Origin of the sequence: Streptomyces anulatus (genome assembly GCF_000721175.1) — a bacterium.
Taxonomy (GTDB): Bacteria; Actinomycetota; Actinomycetes; order Streptomycetales; family Streptomycetaceae; genus Streptomyces; species Streptomyces anulatus_C.
In genome coordinates this window covers 25,491-47,962 of the sequence record NZ_JOEZ01000003.1, presented here as the reverse complement: position 1 = coordinate 47,962, position 22,472 = coordinate 25,491, and the positions used below count along the sequence as shown (strand labels likewise).

Genomic DNA, 22,472 nt, shown 5'->3' with positions numbered 1-22,472 from the left:
GAGCTGCCCCCGTACAGTTCCTCACCGGGCCCGGAAGGGCTGTGCCGCGGCGCGCCCTCACTCGACCCTGCCCGCACCACGGGCGCGTAGCGAAGGGAGGACCGTGACCTTCGGATTCGCCCCGTCCACAGCCACTTCGACAGCGGCGTCCTCGGTTCCCGCAGACTCCGTCAACCGCCTTGCCCGGATGCTCGAACCAGCGGAGTGGGCCTCGGCGGGCATACCCCTGCTCCGCAGTCCCCGGGAGGTCGTCAGCGGACTGCACTCCCGGCACCGGCCTGCTCCGGCCACCGCTGTGGTCGCGGTCCTCGATCATGAGGAACGGCTCACGGCGAGCGCTTCGTTCGCCCGCCGGGCGACGGTGGCCGCGGACGGCTGGGAGTTCCGCAACGCCCTGCTGGCACAGCTGCGGCGCGTCATCCCGCACGATCTGCGCCGTCGCACACCGGTCCGTACGGCCGTCCTTCTGTACTGCCGTGAGGGCGACGAACGGTGGACCGAGGAGGACGGTGCGTGGATGTGGGGTCTCCGGGACGCCTGCACCCTGCACGGGCTCCGCTGCGGCGCCTACATCACACTCACCCGCGGGGGCTGGCAGGTGCTCGGCGAGGGACGGGGCGGACGGCGGCCGAGTTCGCTGTCGGAGCCCGCGCTCCTGGCCGACGCCGTCGCCGACCACGGGACCGCCCCGACCCGGTCGGGCGGCGGAGCGGTGGAGGCACTGCGCCGCACCGCGGCCCGCTGAGCGGGCGTCCATCCGTCTGGCCCATCCGCCCGGCCCATCCGTCCGCCGGTCGGCCCCGGTCGTGGCCGGGAGACCGGCGGTGGGTGGCGCCGCCGGCCGCCCGTACGGGCGGCCGGGGACACCGTGAAGCGGGGTGTCAGACCCCGGCGCCGAGTGCGGAGTTGATCGTCTGCGGGTCTCCGCAGACGATCAACAGCGCGGCGGCACGGTCACGTGCGACGGGCAGGGTACGGGCCGCCACGGCCCGGTCGGCGTCGTCGTTGACCGCGACGACGACCACGGGGCGGGAGCGGGCCTTCTCCGCCGCGGAGACGTCGGCGAAGAAGACGTCGTCGCCCGCGTCGTGCTGGGCCCAGTAGGCGGCTTCGCCGAAGGACAGCTCGTGGGCGGCCCACGGGTGCTGTTCGCCGGTGGTGAGCACCAGGATGTCGCCCGGTGCTCGACCGGACTCCAGCAGCAGGTCGACAGCTTCCTCGGCCGCGTCGAGTGCACCGGCTGCCGGGGCCGGGATCAGCTGGATCTGCGGCGCGGAACGATTCTCCGCAGGCTCCGGGCGGGTGGGCGCCGGAGCGACGGGTGCCGCCGGGGCGGGGTGGGCGCGGGGCGCCGGGGGCGCGGGACGCGGGCCCGGGCGACCGGGACGCGGGGTGGCCGCGGAACGCGGACCGGGTACGGGACGGGGGGTCGGCGCGGTGCGGCCGGCGGCCGGAGTGACGCGGGGACCCTGGGCGCTCTCGGGAATCTGAGGCTCCTCGGAGATCAGAGGCATGAAGGTGGTCTGTGGCGAACGCCGATGTCGTCGGCGTCGGTAAAAGGGGCGCGTGTGCGCGATCAGAATTCGAAGCCGAGCTGGCCCCCGCTTTCGAGTGCGGCCGCCTCGGCGGAAAAACGGACCTTCTTCAGGTGCTGCCACCGGGGCAGCGCGTCCAGATACGACCAGGAGAGGCGGTGATGGGCCGTAGGCCCCCGCTCCTCCAGTGCGGCCCGGTGCACGGGCGAGGGGTACCCCGCGTTGGCATCGAAGGCGAAGTCGGTGCAGTCCTCGGAGGCGGCGCCCAGCTCGGCCATCATCCGGTCACGGTGCACTTTGGCGATCACCGAGGCCGCCGCGACCGCGATGCAGGACTGATCGCCCTTGATCACGGTGCGGACCTTCCAGGGAACGCCCAGATAGTCGTGCTTGCCGTCGAGGATCACCGCGTCGGGCCGTACCGGCAGCCCCTCCAGGGCCCGCACGGCGGCGAGCCGGAGGGCGGCGGTCATTCCGAGGTCGTCGATCTCCTGCGGGGAGGCGTCACCCAGCGCGTAGGCGGTGACCCAGCTCCGCAGCACGGGGGCGAGTTCGGCACGCCGCCGGGGGGTCAACAGCTTGGAATCGGTGAGACCTTCGGGCGGTCGGCGCAGGCCGGTGACGGCCGCGCACACGGTGACGGGTCCGGCCCACGCTCCGCGTCCGACCTCATCGACACCGGCGACGGTCCTGGCACCGGTGGTAGCGCGAAGCGAGCGCTCGACGGTGTGCGTGGGTGGTTCGTACGGCATGGCGCCAGCCAGCGTACGCCGAGAGCCACGGCAGCAACACCCCGGGGCACCGTGCAGACCGCGAATCATCCATCGGAGGCGAGTTCGAGGCCCCACGGGCCCCCTCAACCCGTGGGCTCGGAAGGTCCGTGGGCCCGGAAGGCCGTCGGCTCAGTACGGGTCGTAGCCGTCGTCGTCCGGCTCGTATCCGTCGCGGGATCCGCCCCTGCCCACGCCGTAGCAGTCGCGGCCGTCACCCTTCACCGGGCGCTTCTCCAGGATCTCCTTCGCCCGCGCCTCTCCCCAGCTGGTCGCGTACCAGGGGGTGTCGGCGTGGATGACCTCGTTCTGGATGATCCGCAGCGCACAGGAGCGTTCCGGTTCGGGGAGTCGGTCCAGGGCCGGTACGGCGTCGGCGGACAGGTCCTCGACGTAGTCGATGTCGATGGCGGTCGACTTGCCGTCCTCGAAGCGCTGGACGTTCTGCTCGGCGATCAGTCCGTCCGGCGAGAGCAGCCCGAAGGCCAGGACACCGGCCGCCGCACTCACCGCGACGGCCCGCGGCAGGAACCGGGCCCCGAAAACCCCGGCCGCCAGGATCAGGACCAGCACCACCCCGAGCCAGAGCTCCATCGCGGCCACGGATATCCGGAGCCTGGTCAGGCCGTACTCGTCGACGTACAGGTCCATGCGGCGCAGCGCGGAGGCGACGACGACGAGGGTGAGCACGCACAGGGTGCCGAGGACGGCGCGCACCAGCGTCCGGTCCCGGGTGCCGCCGCGCGGCGCCCAGCGCAGGGCCAGGGCGATCACGAGGAGCGTGAGCAGGGTGGCCCACAGCAGCTGCCAGAAGCCCTGGCGGGCGTACTCGGCGTGATCGAGCCCGGTCTCCGCCCGCACCTTGTCGTAGCCCCCGAGGAGGACGACGAGCTGGAGCGTGATGAACGCGGCGAAGAGCAGGTTGAGCACGATCAGCGGAAGGGCCCATTCGGCCCGTCCCCGGGGTTTGCCGGGCCGGACGGTGAGCCCGTCCCAGCGCACCGGCGCCGCCGCGGCGTACGCGGCGGCGAGTGCGCCGGCCAGGCCGAGGGCGAACAGGAAGATCCGCCACGGTCCGTCACCGACCGAAGCGTCGGGCAGGAGACTGCCCAGCAGATCGGCGAACGCGGCGTCCGCGCTGGCGAAGAGGGTTCCGAACACCACCAGCAGCACGAGGGCCACCGCGGTGGTGCGCACGGCGGCGCCCCAGCGCGCCCGGGAACCGTCGGCCCGTGCGCGGATCCCCCGTACGCCCCAGATGATGCCGGGGACGACCGAGTCGAACAGCCCCAGCGAGCCGATCAGCACGCCCGGCCAGCTGCGGCTGCCGTGCAGCGCCAGGGAGCCGAGCGCGAAGGCCGACACGACGGCGAGGAAGGTGGGCCAGCCCGCGTCCCGCAGCGCCGGCACCGCGAGCAGCGCGAGCCCTCCGACCGCCCAGGTCGCGGTCCAGGGCCGCAGCCGACGGCCTGCCGACCGGGCGGCGAAGTACGCCGCCAGCGCGGCGGGCGCCGCCACGATCAGGAGGTTCACCCCCAGCCCCTCGCCCAGGAGGAGCGCGCTCAGGACGGCGGTGGCCAGGACCGACCAGAGAACGGCGGGGCGGACAAGGGGCGGAGCGGCCGGCCGGAGCCGGGCCGTCACACCCTCGTCCTTGGCACCGGGTGCCCCCGCGGCGTGCTGCCAGGGGCTGCCCGGCCGCGCGGCTGCCGCGGCCTGCGCCCGGGCGGTATGCGCGGCAGCGCCCCGCACACCGGGTGTCTGCGCGCCGGACGGCTGCGTCTCGGACGGCTGCGTCTCGGACGGCTGCGTTCCGGACGGCGTCGTCTCGGACGGCTGCGTCTCGGACGGCGTCGTCTCGGACGGCTGCGTCTCGGACGGCTGCGTTCCGGACGGCTGCGTTCCGGACGGCTGCGTCGTGTTCACCGGCGGCCTGTCGGCGGCCTCGGACGCCACCGGCGGCTCCGACGGCCGCCGCGGTTCCGGTGGCCTGGGCGTACCGGCCTCCGGGGACTTCTGCGGCGGTCGGGACGCCTCGGACGGCTGATCGGACATGGGACCCCTCCCCCGCCGGGTCCACGCGCGGCCCGCGGCCGTACGCCTTTCCCGGCGTCTCATTCGGCGCACACCCTCAAGATCAACCAGGGGCGGCGTGGGCGAAAGAGTAATCCCGAACTCGCGTTCGCAAACCCTTCACGGACACACAGAGTGATCCTGTGGCAGGACCGTGACAGACAGGGTCAGCGCGAGGACGGGGTCAGCCACGCCGGTGGCTCCTCCGTCTGTGCCAGCCAGTCGGCAGGCGGCGCTCCGGCCTCCCCCGAGGCGACGACCCCACCGACGATGGCGCACGTCGTGTCCACGTCGCCGCCCGCCTGGGCCGTGACCCAGAACGCCTCCTCGTAGTCCCCGAGGCTCCTGGCGGCCGACCAGAGCGCGAACGGCACGGTGTCGTGGGCGCTGGTCCGGCGGCCGTTGCCGAGGACCGCGGCGACCGTCCCGGCGTCCCGGTAGTCCAGCATGTCGCGGGCGCGGCGCAGTCCCGCGCCGACGGCGCTGCGGGGTACGAGCGCGATGACGCCGTCGAGGAGGTCTTCAGGGCTCGGCGGTCCGCCGGGGGCGGCGGCGAGCGACGCGGCCGCGGCGACGGCCATCGCGCCGACGACGGCCTCGCGGTGCTGGTGCGTGGTGTACGAGGAGATCTCCGCCTGGTGCGTGGCCTGCTCGGGATCGTCCGCGTACCAGGCGCCGAGCGGAGCGATGCGCATCGCCGAACCGTTGCCCCAGGAGCCCTGGCCCTTGAACAGCGCCGAGGACAGCTCCCGCCAGTCGCCGCCCTCCCGTACGAGCCTGAGGAGCCGGTTGACGGCGGGGCCGTAGCCCCGGTCGAAGTCGTGGTGCTCGGCGAAGGAGCGGGCGAGCGCGTCCTGGTCGATGCGGCCGTGCGCGGTGAGCACGGCGAGGACCGAGCAGGCCATCTCGGTGTCGTCGGTCCACTGCCAGGGCCCGGGCGGCAGGGCCCGCTGTTTCAGCAGGGGGTAGTTGACGGGGACGAAGAACTGGGAGCCCAGGGCGTCTCCCACGGACAGCCCACGCAGGCTGTCCAGGGCGCGTTCGAAGCGCCGCTCGGAAGCAGAATCAGCGGTCATCGCCCTGCCACTCTATCCGGTGCGGCCGTACGGCTCAGGAGTACGCCAGCGCTGGAAGGGCCGGTCGAGGGTGTAGCGGCCGTTCTCGCCCAGCAGCAGGGTCCGCGTCTCGCCGTTGCCCGGGTTGGACAGCGACTCGAACTCCGCGACCGACCAGTGGAACCAGCGCATGCAGAACAGCCGCATCGTCAGTCCGTGGGTGACCAGCAGGACGTTCTCCGGGTGGTCCGGCTCCTCGAAGCTCCGGTGCAGGCTCTCCAGGAACGCCCCGACCCGGTCGTAGACGTCGGCGCCGGACTCGCCTTGGGCGAACCGGTAGAAGAAGTGCCCGTACGCGTCCCGGTAGGCCTTCTGCAGCCGTACGTCGTCCCGGTCCTGCCAGTTGCCCCAGTCCTGCTCGCGCAGCCGGGGCTCCTCGCGGACCCGGACGCGCGCCGGGTCGAGATCGAAGGCCCGGAACGTCTCGTGGGTGCGGCGGTAGGGCGAGATGTAGACGCTCACCCGTTCCCCGCCGAACTGCTCTCGCAGCCCCTCCCCGGTCTCCCGGGCCTGCCGCAGACCTGTGTCGGTGAGCCGGAGCGCGTGGTCGGGCTCCCGCTCGTACACCGTGTCGTCGGCGTTGCCCTCGGACTCGCCGTGCCGGACGAGGACAATGCGCTGCGGTCGTGCCATGTCCCGAGCCTAGATCGAATCGGGCCCGCGCGACGGGTCGGGGCCTCACGCACCGCGGTCCGCGGTGCGGGCGCGGGTCACACCGTCCAGGACGGTTCCAGCTCCACGACGTCTCCGGTCAGCTCGATCACGTCCGCCTCGGTCTGCGCGCGGGCCGCCAGCCGCTCGGCCCCCGCCGCGCGGTACTTGCCGCGCTCGGCGCTCGACTTCCACAGGGACAGCGCGAGAAACTCGTTGCCTGGCGCCTCGCCGAACACGCCGCGCAGCATGCCGGGTGATCCGGCCATGGCGGGATTCCACACCTGTTTCTGCATCAACACGAAGTGCTCGGCGCGCTCCTCGTGCACCCGGCTGTGCGCGACCCGGACGACGTCCGCCTCCGCGAAGTGGGGCTCGAAGTCCGTCTTCACGTCGAAGCGGCGCTCGAAGAGGGTGACCTGCATGTCGCGGAACATGCCCGACTGCCCGGCGGCCAGTCGGTCGTGCCCGCGAGCCATGAAGGAGTCGTAGAAGACGCGGTTCTCCCAGAAAGCGAAGACATGGGCGACGTCGGGGCGCGTTCGGCTCCACCCGCCGCTCTGTCCTCTGAACCCCGGCTCGCCGAGCAGCCCCGCCCACTTCCGCTGTCCCCGTTCGAAACCATGACGGTCCACCACGGAGCAGCGAATCCACTTCACCAGCACCGCGCCATCGTACGGCGCGGAGCGTGGCGCGCGTCACGGTCCCGGGGAGTGCGCCCCGGCCCACCGTTCCGCTCGCACAATGATCGTCATGACGACGCTGCACGCTCACCCCCTGTTCGGTCGGCTCGCCTCCGCCCGGCGCATCCTCGTCGCGGGGGCCGGAGGGGGCTTCGACATCTATGCCGGGCTGCCGTTGGCCCTCTCGCTGATGCACCAGGGCAAGGAGGTCCAGCTCGCCAACCTCACCTTCAGCGCGGTCGAAGGGCTTCCGCTGGAGTCCTGGGCGGCCCCCGATCTGGCGGTGATCACCCCGGACACCGCCCCGCACCAGCCGTACTTCCCCGAGCGTGCCCTCGCCCGGTGGCTCACCCTGCACGGCTACCCGGGCACGGTGCACGCGCTGTCACGGGTCGGGGTCCAGCCGTTGCGCGCCGCGTACCGGGCGCTGATCGAGCGGTACGACATCGACGCGGTCGTCCTCGTGGACGGCGGCACGGACATCCTGATGCGCGGGGACGAGGCGGGGCTCGGCACGCCGGAGGAGGACCTCGCCGGCGTGGCCGCCCTCGCTGGGATCGAAGGCCCCGAACGCCTCGTCGTGTCCATCGGGTTCGGGGTCGACGCCTATCACGGGGTGAGCCACGGCCTGGTCCTGGAGAACATAGCGGCGCTGGAGCGCGCGGGCGCGTATCTGGGGGCGTTCTCCGTACCTCGTACGACCCGGGAGGGCGCACTGTTCCTCGACGCGGTCGCGCACGCACAAGAACAGACACCGGACCACCCCAGCATCGTCAACGGTTCCATAGCGGCAGCCGTACGGGGGGAGTTCGGGGACGTGCAGTTCACCTCGCGCACCAAGGGGAGCGAGCTCTTCGTCAATCCGCTGATGGCCCTGTACTTCGCGTTCGAACTCGAAGGGCTGGCCGCGCAGTGCCTCTATCTGGACCGGATCGAGGACACGCACCTGATGCGGCAGGTCAGCAGTGCGATCGAGTTGTTCCGCGAGGAGGTACGGCAGCGCCCGCCGCGCAGGATCCCCCACTGAGGCACGGGCGGGGTGCAGCGCGGCCGGCGAATGGCCCGAATCCGCCGTCCGTGACCGGGGCAGTTGGTTCCGAGGCCGGTTCCGTACATGATCGGGTGAATCATGTATCGGGTGATGAGAACGGTCCGCGGGCCGTCGGCCGGGAGGGAAGTCCCTTGAGCACTCCGAACAAGGACATCGAAAAGGTCGAGGTGCGGGTCAAATGGGATCCCAGCCCGCACGGGGCGGCGGCCAACGACCTCGACATCATCGCGGCGACGTATCCGGCCGAGGAGCCGTACGGCGCCCCCGCCTACCTGGTGCACTTCGACAGCCGCTCGCCGGACGGCACCATCACGCTGAACCGGGACAGCCGGACCGGCCTGGGTTTCGGCTTCGACGAGGTCATGACCATCGAGCTGGGCCGGCTGGCGGACCGGTACGGACGCGTGGTGGTCGGTGTCGCCATCCAGCAGCGCGACGGCCACAAGACCTTCGGCGCCATAAGAAGCACGGCAATGGAGATCGGCGAGGGCTACACCATCCTGGCCGAGAACGACTTCTCCGGCGTGGCGTGGGCGACCGCGGCGGTCATCGGGGAGTTCGTCCGGGAGGACGCGGGGCCCTGGGTGTTCCGGTCGTCGGTGCGCGGCTTCGACAGCGACCCCGAGGTGTTCGCCACGGTGATGGGAAGCCGGGCCGCCGAAGCGTGACATCGGCCGTTTCCGGACAACCCGGCGCAGCTGCCGAGGACATGCCGGAGCGGCTCGTTCCGCCGTCGGTCGACCGTCTGCTGTGCTCCTGGCGCGGCATGGTCGGAGGGGTGGAGGAAGACAGTCCGCGCGGACCGTCGGTGATCCCGCGCTGATCACCGCTGGTTCCGCCTCGGCTGCGAGCGCCGTCAGAACCCGGCTCTAAGCAAGCATGTACTGGGCGGCCGGCCGCTCGTCGAGCGGGTGGCCGGTGCTGTGCTCGGCGAGCGGCACCAGGGGCGGCGTGTTCAGGAGCTGTGACGTGAACGTCTACGCCGGCAAGAACCACACCGACTTCATCACTACGGTGAAGCGCGGGTACAAGGGCGCTGGGACGAGGCCCCTGTCAAGACCGTCTCCAACGAGTGGGTCAACTGCGAGTGAGCGAACCACACCCCGAAGGGGAGGTGCGCCGGCCCGGAGCCGGCGCACCTCCCCTTCGGAGATCACACCGCGGGTTCGGCGTCGGATGTCTCATCCGACGCGATCCCGCTCGGTTCAGCTGCAGCCGCTCGTCGAGCCGCAGCCCTCGCAGATGTAGCAGGAGCCGGCGCGCTGCATCTTCGTACCGCAGGAGAAGCAGAGCGGGGCGTCGGCGCTGATGCCGAGCTGCATCTCGACCAGTTCGGCCGACGTGTGCGCCGTCTTCGGTGCGGGCTTCACGGCGGACTCCTGGGGAGCCGCCACCACCTTCAGGGGCTCGGCGTGGACCGGGGCCGACTGGGTCAGGCTGTCCGCGTCCAGGCCGTCCGGCTCGAACGACGGCTCGTAACTGCCGGTGTCCAGGTGACGCTGACGCTCCTCGGCGGAGTGGATGCCGAGGGCCGAGCGGGTCTCGAAGGGCAGGAAGTCGAGCGCCAGGCGACGGAAGATGTAGTCGACGATCGACTGCGCCATCCGCACGTCCGGGTCGTCCGTCATACCGGCCGGCTCGAAGCGCATGTTGGTGAACTTCGAGACGTACGTCTCCAGGGGGACGCCGTACTGCAGACCGACCGAGACGGCGATGGAGAAGGCGTCCATCATGCCCGCGAGGGTCGAGCCCTGCTTGGACATCTTCAGGAAGACCTCGCCGAGACCGTCGTCCGGGTAGGAGTTGGCGGTCATGTAGCCCTCGGCGCCGCCCACCGTGAAGGAGGTGGTGATGCCGGGACGGCCCTTGGGGAGGCGCTTGCGGACCGGGCGGTACTCGACGACCTTCTCGACCGCCGTACGGATGGTCTCCTCGGCCTTCGCGGTGACCTCTTCCTTCTCCTTGTCCTTGGTCTTGGCGGAGAGGGGCTGGCCGACCTTGCAGTTGTCGCGGTAGATCGCGAGCGCCTTGACGCCCATCTTCCACGCCTCGAAGTAGACCTCTTCGACATCCTCGACGGTGGCCGTCTCGGGAAGGTTCACCGTCTTGGAGAGCGCGCCGGAGATCCACGGCTGGATGGCCGCCATCATCCGGACGTGACCCATCGCGGAGATGGAGCGCTCGCCCATCGCGCAGTCGAAGACGCTGTAGTGCTCGGTCTTCAGGCCGGGGGCGTCGATCACGTTGCCGTTCTCGGCGATGTGGGCGACGATCGCCTCGATCTGCTCCGGCTGGTAGCCGAGACGGCGCAGCGCCTGCGGCACCGTGCCGTTGACGATCTGCATCGAGCCGCCGCCGACCAGCTTCTTGAACTTGACCAGGGCGAGGTCGGGCTCCAGACCGGTGGTGTCGCAGGACATCGCGAGACCGATGGTGCCGGTGGGCGCGATGACCGAGGCCTGCGCGTTACGGAAACCGTTCTTCGCGCCGAGCCGGATCACGTCCTGCCAGGCTTCCGTCGCGGCGGCCCAGACCGGCGAGTCGAGGTCGTCGACGTGGACGGCCTTGGCGTTGGCGTCGGAGTGCTGCTTCATGACGCGCTGGTGCGGTTCGGCGTTGCGGGCGTAGCCGTCGTACGGGCCGACGACCGCGGCCAGTTCGGCGGAGCGCCGGTAGGAGGTGCCGGTCATCAGCGAGGTGATGGCGCCGGCCAGGGCCCGGCCGCCGTCGCTGTCGTACGCGTGACCGGTCGCCATCAGCAGGGCGCCGAGGTTGGCGTAGCCGATGCCCAGCTGACGGTAGGCGCGGGTGTTCTCGCCGATCTTCTGCGTGGGGAAGTCCGCGAAGCAGATCGAGATGTCCATCGCGGTGATGACCAGCTCGACGACCTTGGCGAAGCGCTCGGACTCGAAGGACTGGTGGCCCAGGCCGTCGTCCTTGAGGAACTTCATCAGGTTCAGCGAGGCGAGGTTGCACGAGGTGTTGTCCAGGTGCATGTACTCGCTGCACGGGTTCGAGCCGTTGATCCGGCCGGACTCCGGGCAGGTGTGCCAGGCGTTGATGGTGTCGTCGTACTGGATGCCCGGGTCGGCGCAGGCCCAGGCGGCCTCGGCCATCTTGCGGAAGAGGGACTTGGCCTCGACCTCTTCGATGACGTCGCCGGTCATCCGGGCGCGCAGCCCGAACTTGCCGCCCGCTTCGACGGCCTTCATGAACTCGTCGTTCACGCGGACCGAGTTGTTGGCGTTCTGGTACTGGACGGACGTGATGTCGTCGCCGCCCAGGTCCATGTCGAAGCCCGCGTCGCGCAGGGCGCGGATCTTCTCCTCCTCCTTGACCTTGGTCTCGATGAAGTTCTCGATGTCGGGGTGGTCGACGTCGAGAATGACCATCTTGGCCGCGCGGCGGGTGGCGCCGCCCGACTTGATCGTTCCGGCGGACGCGTCGGCGCCGCGCATGAACGAGACCGGTCCCGAGGCGTTGCCGCCGGAGGAGAGGAGCTCCTTGGAGGAGCGGATACGGGAGAGGTTCAGGCCGGCGCCGGAGCCGCCCTTGAAGATCATGCCCTCTTCCTTGTACCAGTCGAGGATCGACTCCATGGAGTCGTCGACGGCCAGGATGAAGCAGGCGGAGACCTGCTGCGGCTGGGGCGTGCCGACGTTGAACCAGACCGGGGAGTTGAAGCTGAAGACCTGGTGCAGGAGCGCGTAGGCCAGCTCGTGCTCGAAGATCTCCGCGTCCGCGGGAGAGGCGAAGTAGCTGTTCTCCTCACCGGCCTTCCGGTACGTCTTCACGATCCGGTCGATCAGCTGCTTGAGACCGGTCTCGCGCTGCGGCGTGCCGACAGCGCCGCGGAAGTACTTGCTGGTGACGATGTTGACCGCGTTCACCGACCAGAAGTCGGGGAACTCGACGCCACGCTGCTCGAAGTTGATCGAGCCGTCGCGCCAATTGGTCATGACGACGTCACGGCGCTCCCACGCCACCTCGTCGTACGGGTGCACGCCGGGGTTGGTGTGGATGCGCTCGATACGCAGACCCTTGCTCGCCTTGGCGCCCTTGGTGCGGGAACCTCGTGCCGGGCCGCTCGCCGTCTCTGTCATGCCGCCTCCCATATGTGGGCGAAAACGCCCTGAAGTGCCCAGATCTTCCCAGGCACAATGTGTGTCAGATGCTCCGGAAGCCGTGCTCGGCAGCCGGAAGCACATCTCATGTCGCCCTGCCGCCGCTCCGCAGAGATACCTCTGCGGGCACGGGCGTCCCGGGCGGGTACCGCTCAGTCGGCGGCAATGGCGGGGGCGGGGACCTCAAGGGTCTCGCCGCTCCCGCAGTCCTCTGCGGAAGGCCGCTGCGCACGCAGTTCCACGATGGCGGCCTCGAAGTCTTCCAGGGAATCGAACGCCCGGTACACGGACGCGAAGCGCAGATACGCGACGAGGTCGAGTTCCTGCAACGGGCCGAGGATGGCCAGTCCCACGTCGTGGGTGGTCAGCTCGGCGCTGCCGGTCGCGCGCACCGCCTCCTCGACCCGCTGGCCGAGCTTGGCGAGGGCGTCTTCCGTGACGGGTCGCCCCTGGCATGCCTTGCGGACGCCGGAGATGACCTTGGTGCGACTGAAGGGCTCGGTCACGCCGCTGCGCTTGACCACCATCAGTGAGCAGGTCTCCACCGTGGTGAAACGGCGGGAACAGTCGGGGCACTGCCGACGGCGACGGATCGACGTCCCGTCGTCGGTGGTGCGACTGTCGACGACCCTGCTGTCGGGGTGCCTGCAGAAGGGGCAGTGCATGGCTCCCAACCCTCCTTCACACGCACGACTGAATAGCCTCTTCAGGGCCCTTCTCGGGCCCCTGGAAGCAGTCCCAGCATAGGCGATGACCACGGCGCGATTGAACCGAGACCACAACTTCTGGGCGACTGGAGCAATCCAACCACTAGATCTAGGGTTGAGTCGCGTTTTCGGCCCTATCGCGTGTCGCGCGCCGGACCTCACTCGGAGGCGTTTCGGGGGGAGCGTGGGCCAGGGAAGAGGGTACGGGAAACGCGGGGCCGTCGAGCCGCCGGGGCTCCGGCACGGGTCCGGATGAAGGACCCCATGGGTCCGGATGAAAGACTGGGTCCGGGACCGCGGCGGAGCCTCCATTGGAGACCGCGCGCGATCCCCATCCTGCCGCTCATACACCTGCCGGTTGCACCGCGGCACCCCTTTATTCGTTTTTCACTCGAACGTGTGTTTGGCGCAACCTTTCGAAAGCTACTACCGTTGTCCAGCTAGGGAGAACATTCGAGAGGGGCCGACGTGACCACCACCGCAGACAGTGCCACCATCACCGCCCGGGACCATCGCTCCCAGAGCCGACTTGAGCCGGTGCATGCCATGAATGACTCAGTCACGAACACGGACGGGCCCGAGCCCGCACGCCCGGGGCGTTCCATGCCCGGCAGGCCTCCCGGTATCCGGGCGGACAGCTCGGGGCTCACCGACCGGCAACGGCGGGTCATCGAGGTCATCCGCGACTCCGTGCAGCGGCGCGGGTACCCGCCCTCCATGCGGGAGATCGGTCAGGCGGTGGGCCTGTCCAGCACATCGTCCGTCGCCCATCAGCTGATGGCCCTGGAGCGCAAGGGCTTCCTCCGCCGGGACCCGCACCGGCCCCGTGCCTACGAGGTGCGCGGGTCGGACCAGTCCAGCACGCAGCCGACCGACACGACGGGCAAGCCCGCCGCGTCCTATGTGCCGCTGGTGGGCCGGATCGCCGCCGGTGGCCCGATCCTCGCCGAGGAGTCCGTCGAGGATGTCTTCCCGCTCCCCCGCCAGCTCGTCGGCGACGGTGAGCTGTTCGTCCTGAAGGTCGTCGGCGACTCGATGATCGAGGCCGCGATCTGTGACGGTGACTGGGTCACCGTCCGTCGCCAGCCCGTCGCGGAGAACGGGGACATCGTCGCCGCCATGCTCGACGGCGAGGCGACGGTCAAGCGCTTCCGCCGGGAGGACGGTCACGTATGGCTGCTCCCGCACAACGCCGCGTACCAGCCGATCCCCGGCGACGAGGCGACCATCCTGGGCAAGGTGGTGGCGGTGCTGCGTCGGGTCTGAGGACGTCGGGTCCGATACGAGCGTCGGCCACGGCGGTCTGCCCCGGGATCTCTGCCTAGGACGTCGATCAAGACGTCGGTCCCGGGGCTTTGCCTTGCCCGCCTGAAAGGCAGGCCTCCTCCTACGCCTTGTCAGCCTTGGCCTTGGCGTCGATCGCGGCCAGGGAGCGGCGCGCCTGGTTCCGGTCGGTGGTGTACCAGAAGTCCGGCAGTGAGGCGCGCAGATAGCTGCCGTACCGCGCGTTGGCGAGCCGCGGGTCCAGCACGGCGACGACGCCCTTGTCGCCCGTGGCCCGGACCAGCCGGCCCGCGCCCTGGGCCATCAGCAGAGCGGCATGCGTCGCCGCCACGGCCATGAAGCCGTTGCCGCCCGCCTCCTCGACCGCCTTCTGCCGGGCGCTCATCAGCGGATCGTCGGGTCGGGGGAACGGGATCCGGTCCATGACCACCAGCTGACAGCTCGGCCCCGGGACGTCGACGCCCTGCCAGAGCGACAGGGTCCCGAAGAGACAGGTCTCCGGGTCTGCCGCGAAGTTCTTGATCAGCTCGCCGAGCGTCTCCTCGCCCTGGAGCAGGATCGGCCTGTCCATGCGGCCCCGCAGTTCCTCGGCCGCCGCCTTGGCTCCGCGCATCGAGGAGAACAGCCCCAGCGTGCGCCCGCCGGCCGCCTCCACCAGCTCGGCGAGCTCGTCCAGCATGTCCGTACGCGATCCCTCCCGACCCGGGGTGTTCAGATGCCGGGCGACATAGAGGATGCCCTGCTTCGGGTAGTCGAACGGGGAGCCGACGTCCAGCCCCTTCCACTGCGGGACGTCCTCGCCGGCCGTGCCCTCGGGGGCCAGCCCGAGGGACGCGCCCACCCCGTTGAAGTCGCCGCCGAGCTTGAGGGTGGCCGAGGTCAGCACCACGGACCGCTCGGCGAAGAGCTTCTCGCGCAGCAGCCCGGAGACGGAGAGCGGGGCGACCCGGACGGAGGCTCCGAACCGGTCGTGCTGCTCGTACCAGACGACGTCGTACTCGGAGCCCTGGGTGATGCGCTCGGCGACGCCGTGGATCGACTCGACCGAGGCCAGGGCCTGCTTGCGTACGGCGTTCTCGTCCTCGACGGACTTGTCCCGGGTGGCGCCGATCGCGGAGATCACCGTGCGCGCCGCGTCGCGCAGCGCCATCAGCGCGTACCCGAGATCCTCGGGCACCTCCTCCAGACGCCCGGGGAGCGCCAGTTCCATGACCCGCTCGAAACCCTCCGCTGCGGTCTGGAGCGCGTCGGCCGCCTTCTCGTTGACCAGCTTCGCCGCACGGCGGACCGCGCGGTTGACCTGGGCGGGGGTGAGCTCCCCGGTGGCCACGCCGGTGACCCGGGAGACCAGCTCATGGGCCTCGTCGACGATCAGCACCTCGTGGGAGGGCAGCACCGGCGCGCCCTCGATGGCGTCGATCGCGAGCAGCGCGTGGTTGGTGACGACCACGTCCGCGAGCTTCGCGCGCTCGCGGGCCGCCTCCGCGAAGCACTCCGCGCCGTACGCGCACTTCGTCGCGCCCAGGCACTCGCGCGAGGAGACCGAGATCTGCGCCCAGGCCCGGTCCGAGACGCCGGGGGTCAGATCGTCCCGGTCGCCCGTCTCCGTCTCGTCCGACCAGTCCCGCAGCCGCAGCAGGTCCTGCCCCAGCTTGCTGGACGGGGCGGCCGCCTCGAACTGGTCGAACAGTCCCTCCTCCTCGTCCTGCGGCACCCCTTCATGGAGCCGGTGCAGACAGAGGTAGTTCGACCGGCCCTTGAGCATGGCGAACTGCGGGCGCCGGCGCAGCAGCGGATGCAGGGACTCGACCGTACGCGGAAGGTCCCGCTCCACGAGCTGGCGCTGGAGGGCGAGGGTGGCCGTGGCCACGACGACCCGCTCCCCGTGCGCCAGGGCCGGCACCAGATAACCGAGCGACTTGCCCGTACCGGTGCCGGCCTGGACGAGCAGGTGGGATTGGTCGTCGACGGCCTCGGCAACGGCCTCGGCCATGGTGACCTGGCCGGGCCTTTCCGTACCGCCGACGGCGGTGACGGCGGCGTGCAGGAGCTCGGGGAGGGATGGCTTAGTCATAGCCCGACCACCCTACGGCGCACCACTGACAACGGCGATCACGCCCGGACGCGGGCGGAGGGGTGCAACGGGTTGGGAACCGTGCCGTGGATCGCCGCGTGCGGGCGGCTGGCACGGTCCCGGTAGCCGTCGACGAGCAGGCGGTTGCGGTTCAGACAGAGGCGCTCGATCTCCGGGGTCAGCATGTCGAAGAGCTCGAACCGCTCCTTCAGCTCCGGAAAGCGGGCGTGGTGGCGGACGATCTCCGCCCGGACGAGTGACCAGAAAGAGTCCTCGGAGACCCCGAGCTGCTCCTCGCACAGAGGAGACAGATAGCGGAAGACGCCGACGAAGAGGCCGGAGTGGATGAACTGGGTGAGGAAGGACGGCTCCTCGGTGAGAAGGACGGCGCGCACCTCGTCGGGCATGGTGCCGTGCTCCGGCAGCGGGTGGGCGCTGACGTTGACGTCGTCGACGAAGTCCTTGATGGCGAGCCGTACGGGCACATCGTTCTCGTCGAACACCACGATGGCGTTCTCGCCGTGCGGGGAGAAGACGGTGCCGTAGCGGTAGAGGAAGTGCAGCAGGGGCGGCAGCAGTGCGGCGAAGAGCCGCTTCAGCCAGGTGTCCGGGGACAGCCCGGAGCGCTCGACCAGCTCGGCGGTGAACGCACGGCCCGCCGGATCCGTATGGAGGAGGGAGGCGAGCGTGCGGGCGCGTTCGCCCGGGGCGAGGCGGGGCGGCAGGGGCTCCCGCCAGATCGCGCCGAGGATTTCCTTGTACTGGTAGGGCGCTTCGGGGAGGTGGTCGTACAGCGGGTGCTCGACGGCGACGGAGGCGACCTCGCCGAGGAGGACGACCCGGCAGGTGTCACGCAGGAACGGGTCGTCCGCGCACAGCCCCTGGACCCAGGCGGTGACCGCGGGGGCGGCGAGGGTCCGCTCGGTCGGCAGGCCGCGCCAGACCAGGGTGTTGAGGATGGAGAGCGGGAGCTTCACGGTGTGCCGCTCGGGCCGTTCCACGTTGGCGAACGTGCGGATGGACTGCTGTGGGAGGCGGGCGTCCCCGTCGGTGTGCAGGGCCACGATGTCGCCGTCGGCGATGGCCGGCGCGAAGAGCGGCACGATCCACTCGTCCCACTGCCAGGGGTGTACGGGGAGGAAGAGGTAGTCCTGCGGATCGTGTCCGCGGGCCCGCAGGACCTCGCCGAAGGCGTCCCGGACGCTCGGGTCGAGCTCACCGGCGTACAGCTGCTCGGGGGTGGTGAGGCGGCCCACGCCCCGGTACTGCGCGATGCGGGTGCTGACCGCGATCCACGGCAGCCGGAGCGGGCTGCGGGTCTCGGGGGTGAAGCGGGCGGCGTCGGCGGCGGAGAAGCCGAGCCGGCCCTTGCTCGCCACCAGCCAGGGGTGGCCGGTCTGATGGCCTTCCAGCTCCGCGTAGTCCAGGGCGGCGAGCCGGTCCGCGGTGAGCGCGGTGTGGTCGAGCCGGGCGTCGGCGGAGAGGGTCAGGGTCAGCTCGCGGATGAGGTGGCCGAGGGTGGTGCCGTCGAGTCCGAGGAGGCCCCGGGCCCGGGTGAGGAACGTCAGCGGGTCGCGGAACGGCCGGGACCCGGTGGCGGAGCCGTTGGACTGGGCGTCGGCGGATCCGGAGGCCGGTGAGCCGTTGTGCTGTGCGTCGGCGTGCGCGGCGGCCGGGGGCTGCGCGGTGACCTCGATCGAGTCGGGGTCGACCCGCCAGCTGCCGTAGACGCCGCGCCGGGCGGTGAAGGCGAGCACTCCCCCGTCGTCGAGGGTCAGTCGGTGGAGTCCGCCGGTCCCGGGCCCCGGGACGGGCTCGATGATCTTCTCGTAGGCGAACTCGCCGAGCATCTTGGCGAGGAGCCGTGCTGCGGCCCGGTCCCAGATCTGTCGGTTCAGCTCCGGAGGGCTGAACAGCTGCGGGGACTCGGCTGAATCACGGCTCGCGGGATATGTCGGCACGGGGACTCCTCCGGATGGAACCTATGAGGTTCGAGCGGTGTGGAAGGTGCGGCGAGTAAGTCACAGTTGGGCTCGGTACGTTCGGTCGCGGATCATCAGCGCGGCGCGTTTGCCGGGGAGGTCCACTTCGGCGGAGAAGCGGAAGCCGGCGCTGAGGAACGCGGATACGGATGGGGTGTTGCGCAGGTCCGGCTCGGCGACGACCCGTCCGCACCGCGGAAGGTTGTCCAGGACGAGGTCGGCGACGGCGCGGAGCAGGGTGGTTCCCACGCCCCGGCCCCGGTTGTTCACGCCCCCGATGAGGAGGTGGACACCGGTGTCGTGGGGGCGGGCCGGGTAGTGGCGGGCCAGCGGGTCGAGGTCGGCGCGGTAGATCTCCCAGTAGCTCATGGGCGTGCCGTCGAGCACGCCGAGGCAGGGGATGCTGCGTCCGTCGCCTTCGAGCTGGGGCCTGAGGTGGTCGGCGGTGACGGACTCCGGTCCGGCGAGCTCCCAGAAGGCCGCCACCGCGGGGTCGTTCATCCAGCGGCTGAGAACGGGCAGATCGCGCTCCGGCCGGACGGGCAGGAGCCGGAACTCCCCCGCCTCCGTGGCCGCCGGCGGCCAGGTGCCCGGGTCCCCCAGCAGCTCGCCGGGGACGGATGCGGGGGCCGTCCCGGTGTGCCGCTCCTCGGCGATCAGGGCGAGGAGCTCCTCGGTGAGCTTCAGGTCGAGGGTGTCCTCGACTCCGATGCTCCCACCGTCGGGTGCGGCGCCGGGTTCCGCTGAGGCGTCGGCGGGAGGCACGGTGGCGCTCTCCTCTCTGGACCGGGTGCGGTCGGTGGGCTGCTCCGGGGCGGTTGCGCTCGGAGTCTGCCTGGTGCGGGTGCTCAGCTGTGCAGCGGGTTGGCGATGGTGACGTACACGGACTGGGTGTCGACCGGTCCGACGAGCTCGTCGAGGCCGTGCAGCCGGGTCAGCAGGTTGGCCTTGCAGCGCAGTTGGCTGTTCTCCAGGAGGTACGCGGGCAGGGGTGAGCCCAGTTCCGCGGTCTCGGTGAGGAATCGGCGCAGGACGGTGAGGAGTTCCTGCTCGTCGGCCAGGCGCTGGGACCCGAACGCCCCGATGAGCCCGAGGACGTTGTTGATGCCGAGGTAGTACGCGAACCGCTCGTCGGTGACCGGGTCGGAGACGAAGGTGTCGCTGACGGTGCCGATGCCGGGGAGCCGCCGTTCCAGCTCGGCGCGGCGGGAGTCACGGAAGTAGTAGCCCTGGTTGTCCCGGTAGCGGCCGCCGACGGGCCAGCCGTCCGGGTCGAGGAGGACGAGGGTGTTCTGCTGGTGGGCTTCGAGGGCGACTCCGCCGTGGGCGTCGAGCCAGAGCACGGGGCGCACGACGTGGTGCAGATAGCGGCGGAACCATTCGGCGGAGACGTCGGTGGTGCCGCGGCCGGTGCGGGCGGCCAGCTGGGAGACGGCTTCGGCGAGCCGGGAGCGCATGCCGGGCCGGCCGGGCCGGGGGCGCTGCGCGGTGAGTCCCGCGATGCAGGCGGCGTCGTCACCCGGGCCGAAGGGGTTGTCGCGGAGCATCACGTCGAGCCCGGTGACGGGTGCGCCCTCGGGGTCGTCGACGGCGAGCCAGGCGGGGTCCCGGACGATGTCGAAACCGGGGTGTTCCCGCTGCCAGCGTTCGGCGAGTCCGGTCGACAGGAGGCGGTGGACCTCGACGCCCCGGTGCAACTCCTTGCGGAGGTTCTCCCGGCGGGAGTTGGTGATGCGTACGCCGAGGGAGAGCTTGAGCATCACCCGCGCGTCGGGCCGGTGCACGGTGCGGATGGAGGAGGTGGGGTGCCACCGCTCGCCGTGCGGGCCGAGGTCGTGGAGCAGGCCGGTGTCGGCGAGGGCCCGGACCTGGGGGCGGTGGAGCAGGTCGGCGGCCTGCCATGGGTGTACGGGGACGGCGACGGTGCCGGGGGGCAGGGTCAGCCCTTCGGCGTGCGGGGCGAGCAGCTCCTCGGCGGTGGCCGGACCGCCGTCGGTCCAGGCGGAGTCGGTGGCGATCAGCGACCGGTCGACGGCGAACCAGTGGAGCGGGAAGGACCCGTGGAGCTCCGGCGAATAGCGGCGGGACTCCGATTCGGAGAGGCCTTCGCGGCTCTTGGGCGTGGGGTGGAGGGGGTGGCCGAGCAGCAGGGACTGTTCGGCGGTGAGGAAGAGGTCGGCCTCGGCGGGGTCCGCCGGGCTGCGCCGCCGCTGCTCGATGAAGCCGGCGGTGTGGCGTACGGAGTCGGCGACCCGGGCGACCAGATCACCCGCGCCGCTCCCGCCGCCCTCGCGGCCGATGAGCACGGCGACGGTGGCGGCGTCGGCGGGCGGGGCGTCGGCGGGGGCGCTCTCCAGGGCGGGTGCGCCGAAGCGGTGGGCACCGGTGGCGGACCAGTAGTGCACGGGGGCCAGGAGGGCGGTGCCACTGGCGGGGAAGGCGATGCGCAGGGTGTCGTCTTCGGGGCGGGGCAGGTCGCTCTCCCGGGTCCAGCACCGCAGGAGGCTCTCGGTGCCCGCCGCGTCGGCGGCCCGCAGCGGGTCCGGATCGTCGAGCGGGTCGGGCCCTCGGTCCAGGTCCTGCTCCGCCGGCGCCTCAGGTCCCGGACCCGGCCCGTACGCCGAGGGGTTCGGGTCGCCGTCGTGCACGGATTTCTGGCGGGGCACGGTCGTCGCCTCGACCGTGCCGGGGGCGGCCGGTCCGTCCTGCCCTCGGTGCTGGGGGGTGCCGGGGCCGTCGGCCTCGGACGCGGGGGTGGGGTTCACGGCGTTCTTCCTTGTGGGGATTCCGGGATCAGGTGGTCGGCCCGGCGGTGGTCCGACGGTGCGGGGAGCGTGTCGCGGCTGCCAGCGCGTCGGCGAGACGGTCGACGACGGCACTCGCCTGCTCGTCGGTGAGGGTGAGGGGCGGCAGGAGGCGGACCACGGCGTCGTGCCGGCCGCCCAGTTCGACGATGAGGCCGCGCCGCAGGCATTCCTGCTGGACCGCGAGGGCGAGGGCCGGGTCGGGCGGCGGGGCCGGGTCCTGGTCGCCGGCTTCGGCGGGCAGGGGCGCGCGCTCGGGGTCCACCAGCTCCAGGCCGATCATCAGTCCCCGCCCCCGTACGTCACCGATGCCCGGGTGGTGCGCCCGCAACTCCGTCAGGCGGGCGAGCATCCGGGCCCCCAGGACCGCCGCGCGGTCCGCCAGTTGATTCTCCCTGACGTACGCGAGCGTGGCCGCGCCCGCCGCCATGGCGAGCTGGTTGCCACGAAACGTACCCGCGTGCGCGCCCGGCTGCCAAAGATCCAGCTCAGCGCGGTAGACGATCACGGCGAGCGGCAGGGAACCGCCGATCGCCTTGGAGAGGACCATGACGTCGGGCACGACGCCGCTGTGCTCGACGGCCCAGAAGGCGCCGGTCCTGCCTACCCCGGTCTGCACCTCGTCGACGATGAGCGGGATGGAGCGGTCCGCGGTGATCGTGCGCATGCGGCGCAGCCAGCCGTCGGGGGCGGGGTTGACGCCGCCCTCGCCCTGGACCGGCTCCACGATCATCCCGGCCGGGGCGGGCACGCCGCCCTTCTCGTCGTCCAGCAGGTGCTCCGTCCACCGTGAGCCGAGGGCCGCGCCGCGCTCGCCGCCGGTCCCGAACGGGCAACGGTAGTCCTGCGGGAAGGGCAGCCGGGTGACGCGTACGTCGGTCGCGCCGCCGGAGGCCTCCAGGGCGCCGGCGGTCATACCGTGGTAGGCACCGGTGAAGGTCAGCAGGCCGGTGCGCCCGGTCGCGGCGCGGACCAGCTTGAACGCGGCCTCGACGGCGTCCGTGCCGGCGGGGCCGCAGAACTGGATCCTGGCGTTGTCGGCGAACTCCCGCGGCAGCGTGGCGAACAGCTCGGTGGTGAAGGCGTCCTTGACCGGGGTGGCGAGGTCCAGCACGTGCAGGGGTGCGCCGGAGTCGATGACCGTACGGATGGCTTCGAGCACGACGGGGTGGTTGTGCCCGAGCGCCAGGGTGCCGGCGCCCGACAGGCAGTCGAGGTAGCGGCGCCCGTCCGCGCCCTCGATGGTGAGCCCGCGGGCGCGCACCGGGACGATCGGCAGGGATCGCGCGTAGGTGCGGGCGGCCGATTCGCGCAGGGACTGGCGGCGGAGGATGCCTTCGTGCGCGGAGGGCGGTGCCACCGGTGCGGGTTCGGTCACGGACACGGCTCTTGATCCTCCTGCGGTAACGGTTGCGTTGCACGTCGGTACGATTTCGCGCGGACGCACCGAGGGCGTGAACGCTGTCCTGGTGTCCCCCGTACGTACCAACGACGCCGTCCGCGATGGATCACGGGTAAATCGGAACATCCTCGCGGCGACGGAACCGCGGACCTGCCGCGCGCCGTCACCATCGGCACCGGCATAGTGGGGGCCGCACAGCGGCCCGGAAGCACCTGCT

The 22,472-nt window shown here is 71.3% G+C and carries 18 protein-coding genes; 5 read left to right on the top strand and 13 right to left on the bottom strand.

Going from position 1 to position 22,472, the window contains the following annotated elements:
- Positions 1-103: 103 nt before the first annotated feature.
- Entirely contained in the window at positions 104-745 is a 642-nt protein-coding gene (locus IG90_RS0103295) for a hypothetical protein (RefSeq protein WP_030577168.1), read from the top strand.
- Between the two features lie 136 nt (positions 746-881).
- Here the strand turns inward: IG90_RS0103295 and IG90_RS0103290 are convergent, their stop codons facing one another.
- From IG90_RS0103290 to IG90_RS0103280, 3 genes are all read right to left on the bottom strand, one after another.
- The gene (locus IG90_RS0103290) at positions 882-1,514 is read right to left on the bottom strand and encodes a hypothetical protein (RefSeq protein ID WP_030577165.1); all 633 of its coding nucleotides are present in this window, start codon (positions 1,512-1,514) and stop codon (positions 882-884) included.
- A gap of 62 nt (positions 1,515-1,576) precedes the next feature.
- Positions 1,577-2,287 carry a ribonuclease HII gene (locus tag IG90_RS0103285; RefSeq protein WP_030577162.1) on the bottom strand — a complete coding sequence of 237 codons (711 nt, stop codon included), beginning with the start codon at positions 2,285-2,287 and terminating at the stop codon, positions 1,577-1,579.
- Positions 2,288-2,437: 150 nt separating this feature from the next.
- On the bottom strand, positions 2,438-3,949 hold the full coding sequence (locus IG90_RS0103280) for a DUF4153 domain-containing protein (protein WP_233436064.1): 1,512 nt from the start codon (positions 3,947-3,949) through the stop codon (positions 2,438-2,440).
- A 10-nt stretch (positions 3,950-3,959) separates the two neighbouring features.
- Here IG90_RS0103280 and IG90_RS45480 point away from each other — a divergent pair, with 10 nt between their 5' ends.
- A complete protein-coding gene (locus IG90_RS45480) occupies positions 3,960-4,352 on the top strand; it encodes a hypothetical protein (protein WP_233436063.1) in 393 nt (130 codons plus the stop codon).
- A gap of 193 nt (positions 4,353-4,545) precedes the next feature.
- Here IG90_RS45480 and IG90_RS0103275 read toward each other — a convergent pair whose 3' ends face one another.
- The 3 genes from IG90_RS0103275 to IG90_RS0103265 all read right to left on the bottom strand — a co-directional run bounded on the left by IG90_RS0103275 (position 4,546) and on the right by IG90_RS0103265 (position 6,809).
- Positions 4,546-5,454, bottom strand: a complete 909-nt coding sequence (locus tag IG90_RS0103275) for an ADP-ribosylglycohydrolase family protein (RefSeq protein ID WP_030577156.1) — start codon at positions 5,452-5,454, stop codon at positions 4,546-4,548.
- A 12-nt stretch (positions 5,455-5,466) separates the two neighbouring features.
- The gene (locus IG90_RS0103270; protein WP_030577153.1) at positions 5,467-6,126 is read right to left on the bottom strand and encodes a histidine phosphatase family protein; all 660 of its coding nucleotides are present in this window, start codon (positions 6,124-6,126) and stop codon (positions 5,467-5,469) included.
- Positions 6,127-6,203: 77 nt separating this feature from the next.
- Positions 6,204-6,809, bottom strand: coding sequence for a YdbC family protein (locus IG90_RS0103265; RefSeq protein ID WP_030577150.1), 606 nt, complete (start codon positions 6,807-6,809; stop codon positions 6,204-6,206).
- Between the two features lie 88 nt (positions 6,810-6,897).
- On the opposite strand from IG90_RS0103265, the gene IG90_RS0103260 reads away from it, so the two are divergent.
- On the top strand, positions 6,898-7,854 hold the full coding sequence (locus IG90_RS0103260) for a DUF1152 domain-containing protein (protein ID WP_030577147.1): 957 nt from the start codon (positions 6,898-6,900) through the stop codon (positions 7,852-7,854).
- Positions 7,855-8,009: 155 nt separating this feature from the next.
- Positions 8,010-8,546, top strand: coding sequence for a TerD family protein (locus IG90_RS0103255; RefSeq protein ID WP_030577144.1), 537 nt, complete (start codon positions 8,010-8,012; stop codon positions 8,544-8,546).
- A 537-nt stretch (positions 8,547-9,083) separates the two neighbouring features.
- On the opposite strand, the gene IG90_RS0103250 is transcribed toward IG90_RS0103255, so the two are convergent.
- Both IG90_RS0103250 and nrdR read right to left on the bottom strand, forming a co-directional pair.
- Positions 9,084-11,981, bottom strand: coding sequence for a vitamin B12-dependent ribonucleotide reductase (locus IG90_RS0103250; protein ID WP_030577141.1), 2,898 nt, complete (start codon positions 11,979-11,981; stop codon positions 9,084-9,086).
- Positions 11,982-12,154: 173 nt separating this feature from the next.
- A complete protein-coding gene (nrdR, locus tag IG90_RS0103245; RefSeq protein ID WP_030577138.1) occupies positions 12,155-12,667 on the bottom strand; it encodes a transcriptional regulator NrdR in 513 nt (170 codons plus the stop codon).
- A 510-nt stretch (positions 12,668-13,177) separates the two neighbouring features.
- Here nrdR and lexA point away from each other — a divergent pair.
- Positions 13,178-13,975, top strand: a complete 798-nt coding sequence (gene lexA, locus IG90_RS0103240; RefSeq protein ID WP_030577135.1) for a transcriptional repressor LexA — start codon at positions 13,178-13,180, stop codon at positions 13,973-13,975.
- Positions 13,976-14,096: 121 nt separating this feature from the next.
- Here the strand turns inward: lexA and IG90_RS0103235 are convergent, their stop codons facing one another.
- From IG90_RS0103235 to IG90_RS0103215, 5 genes are all read right to left on the bottom strand, one after another.
- Positions 14,097-16,067 (bottom strand): ATP-dependent DNA helicase, encoded by a 1,971-nt coding sequence (locus IG90_RS0103235; protein ID WP_030577132.1) that lies wholly within the window; start codon positions 16,065-16,067, stop codon positions 14,097-14,099.
- A 38-nt stretch (positions 16,068-16,105) separates the two neighbouring features.
- The gene (locus IG90_RS0103230) at positions 16,106-18,028 is read right to left on the bottom strand and encodes an IucA/IucC family protein (protein WP_030577128.1); all 1,923 of its coding nucleotides are present in this window, start codon (positions 18,026-18,028) and stop codon (positions 16,106-16,108) included.
- 60 nt (positions 18,029-18,088) lie between these two features.
- Positions 18,089-18,814 (bottom strand): GNAT family N-acetyltransferase, encoded by a 726-nt coding sequence (locus IG90_RS0103225; RefSeq protein ID WP_030577125.1) that lies wholly within the window; start codon positions 18,812-18,814, stop codon positions 18,089-18,091.
- An 83-nt stretch (positions 18,815-18,897) separates the two neighbouring features.
- On the bottom strand, positions 18,898-20,814 hold the full coding sequence (locus IG90_RS0103220; protein WP_030577122.1) for an IucA/IucC family protein: 1,917 nt from the start codon (positions 20,812-20,814) through the stop codon (positions 18,898-18,900).
- Positions 20,815-20,842: 28 nt separating this feature from the next.
- Positions 20,843-22,237, bottom strand: coding sequence for a diaminobutyrate--2-oxoglutarate transaminase family protein (locus IG90_RS0103215; protein ID WP_030577119.1), 1,395 nt, complete (start codon positions 22,235-22,237; stop codon positions 20,843-20,845).
- Positions 22,238-22,472: the final 235 nt, after the last annotated feature.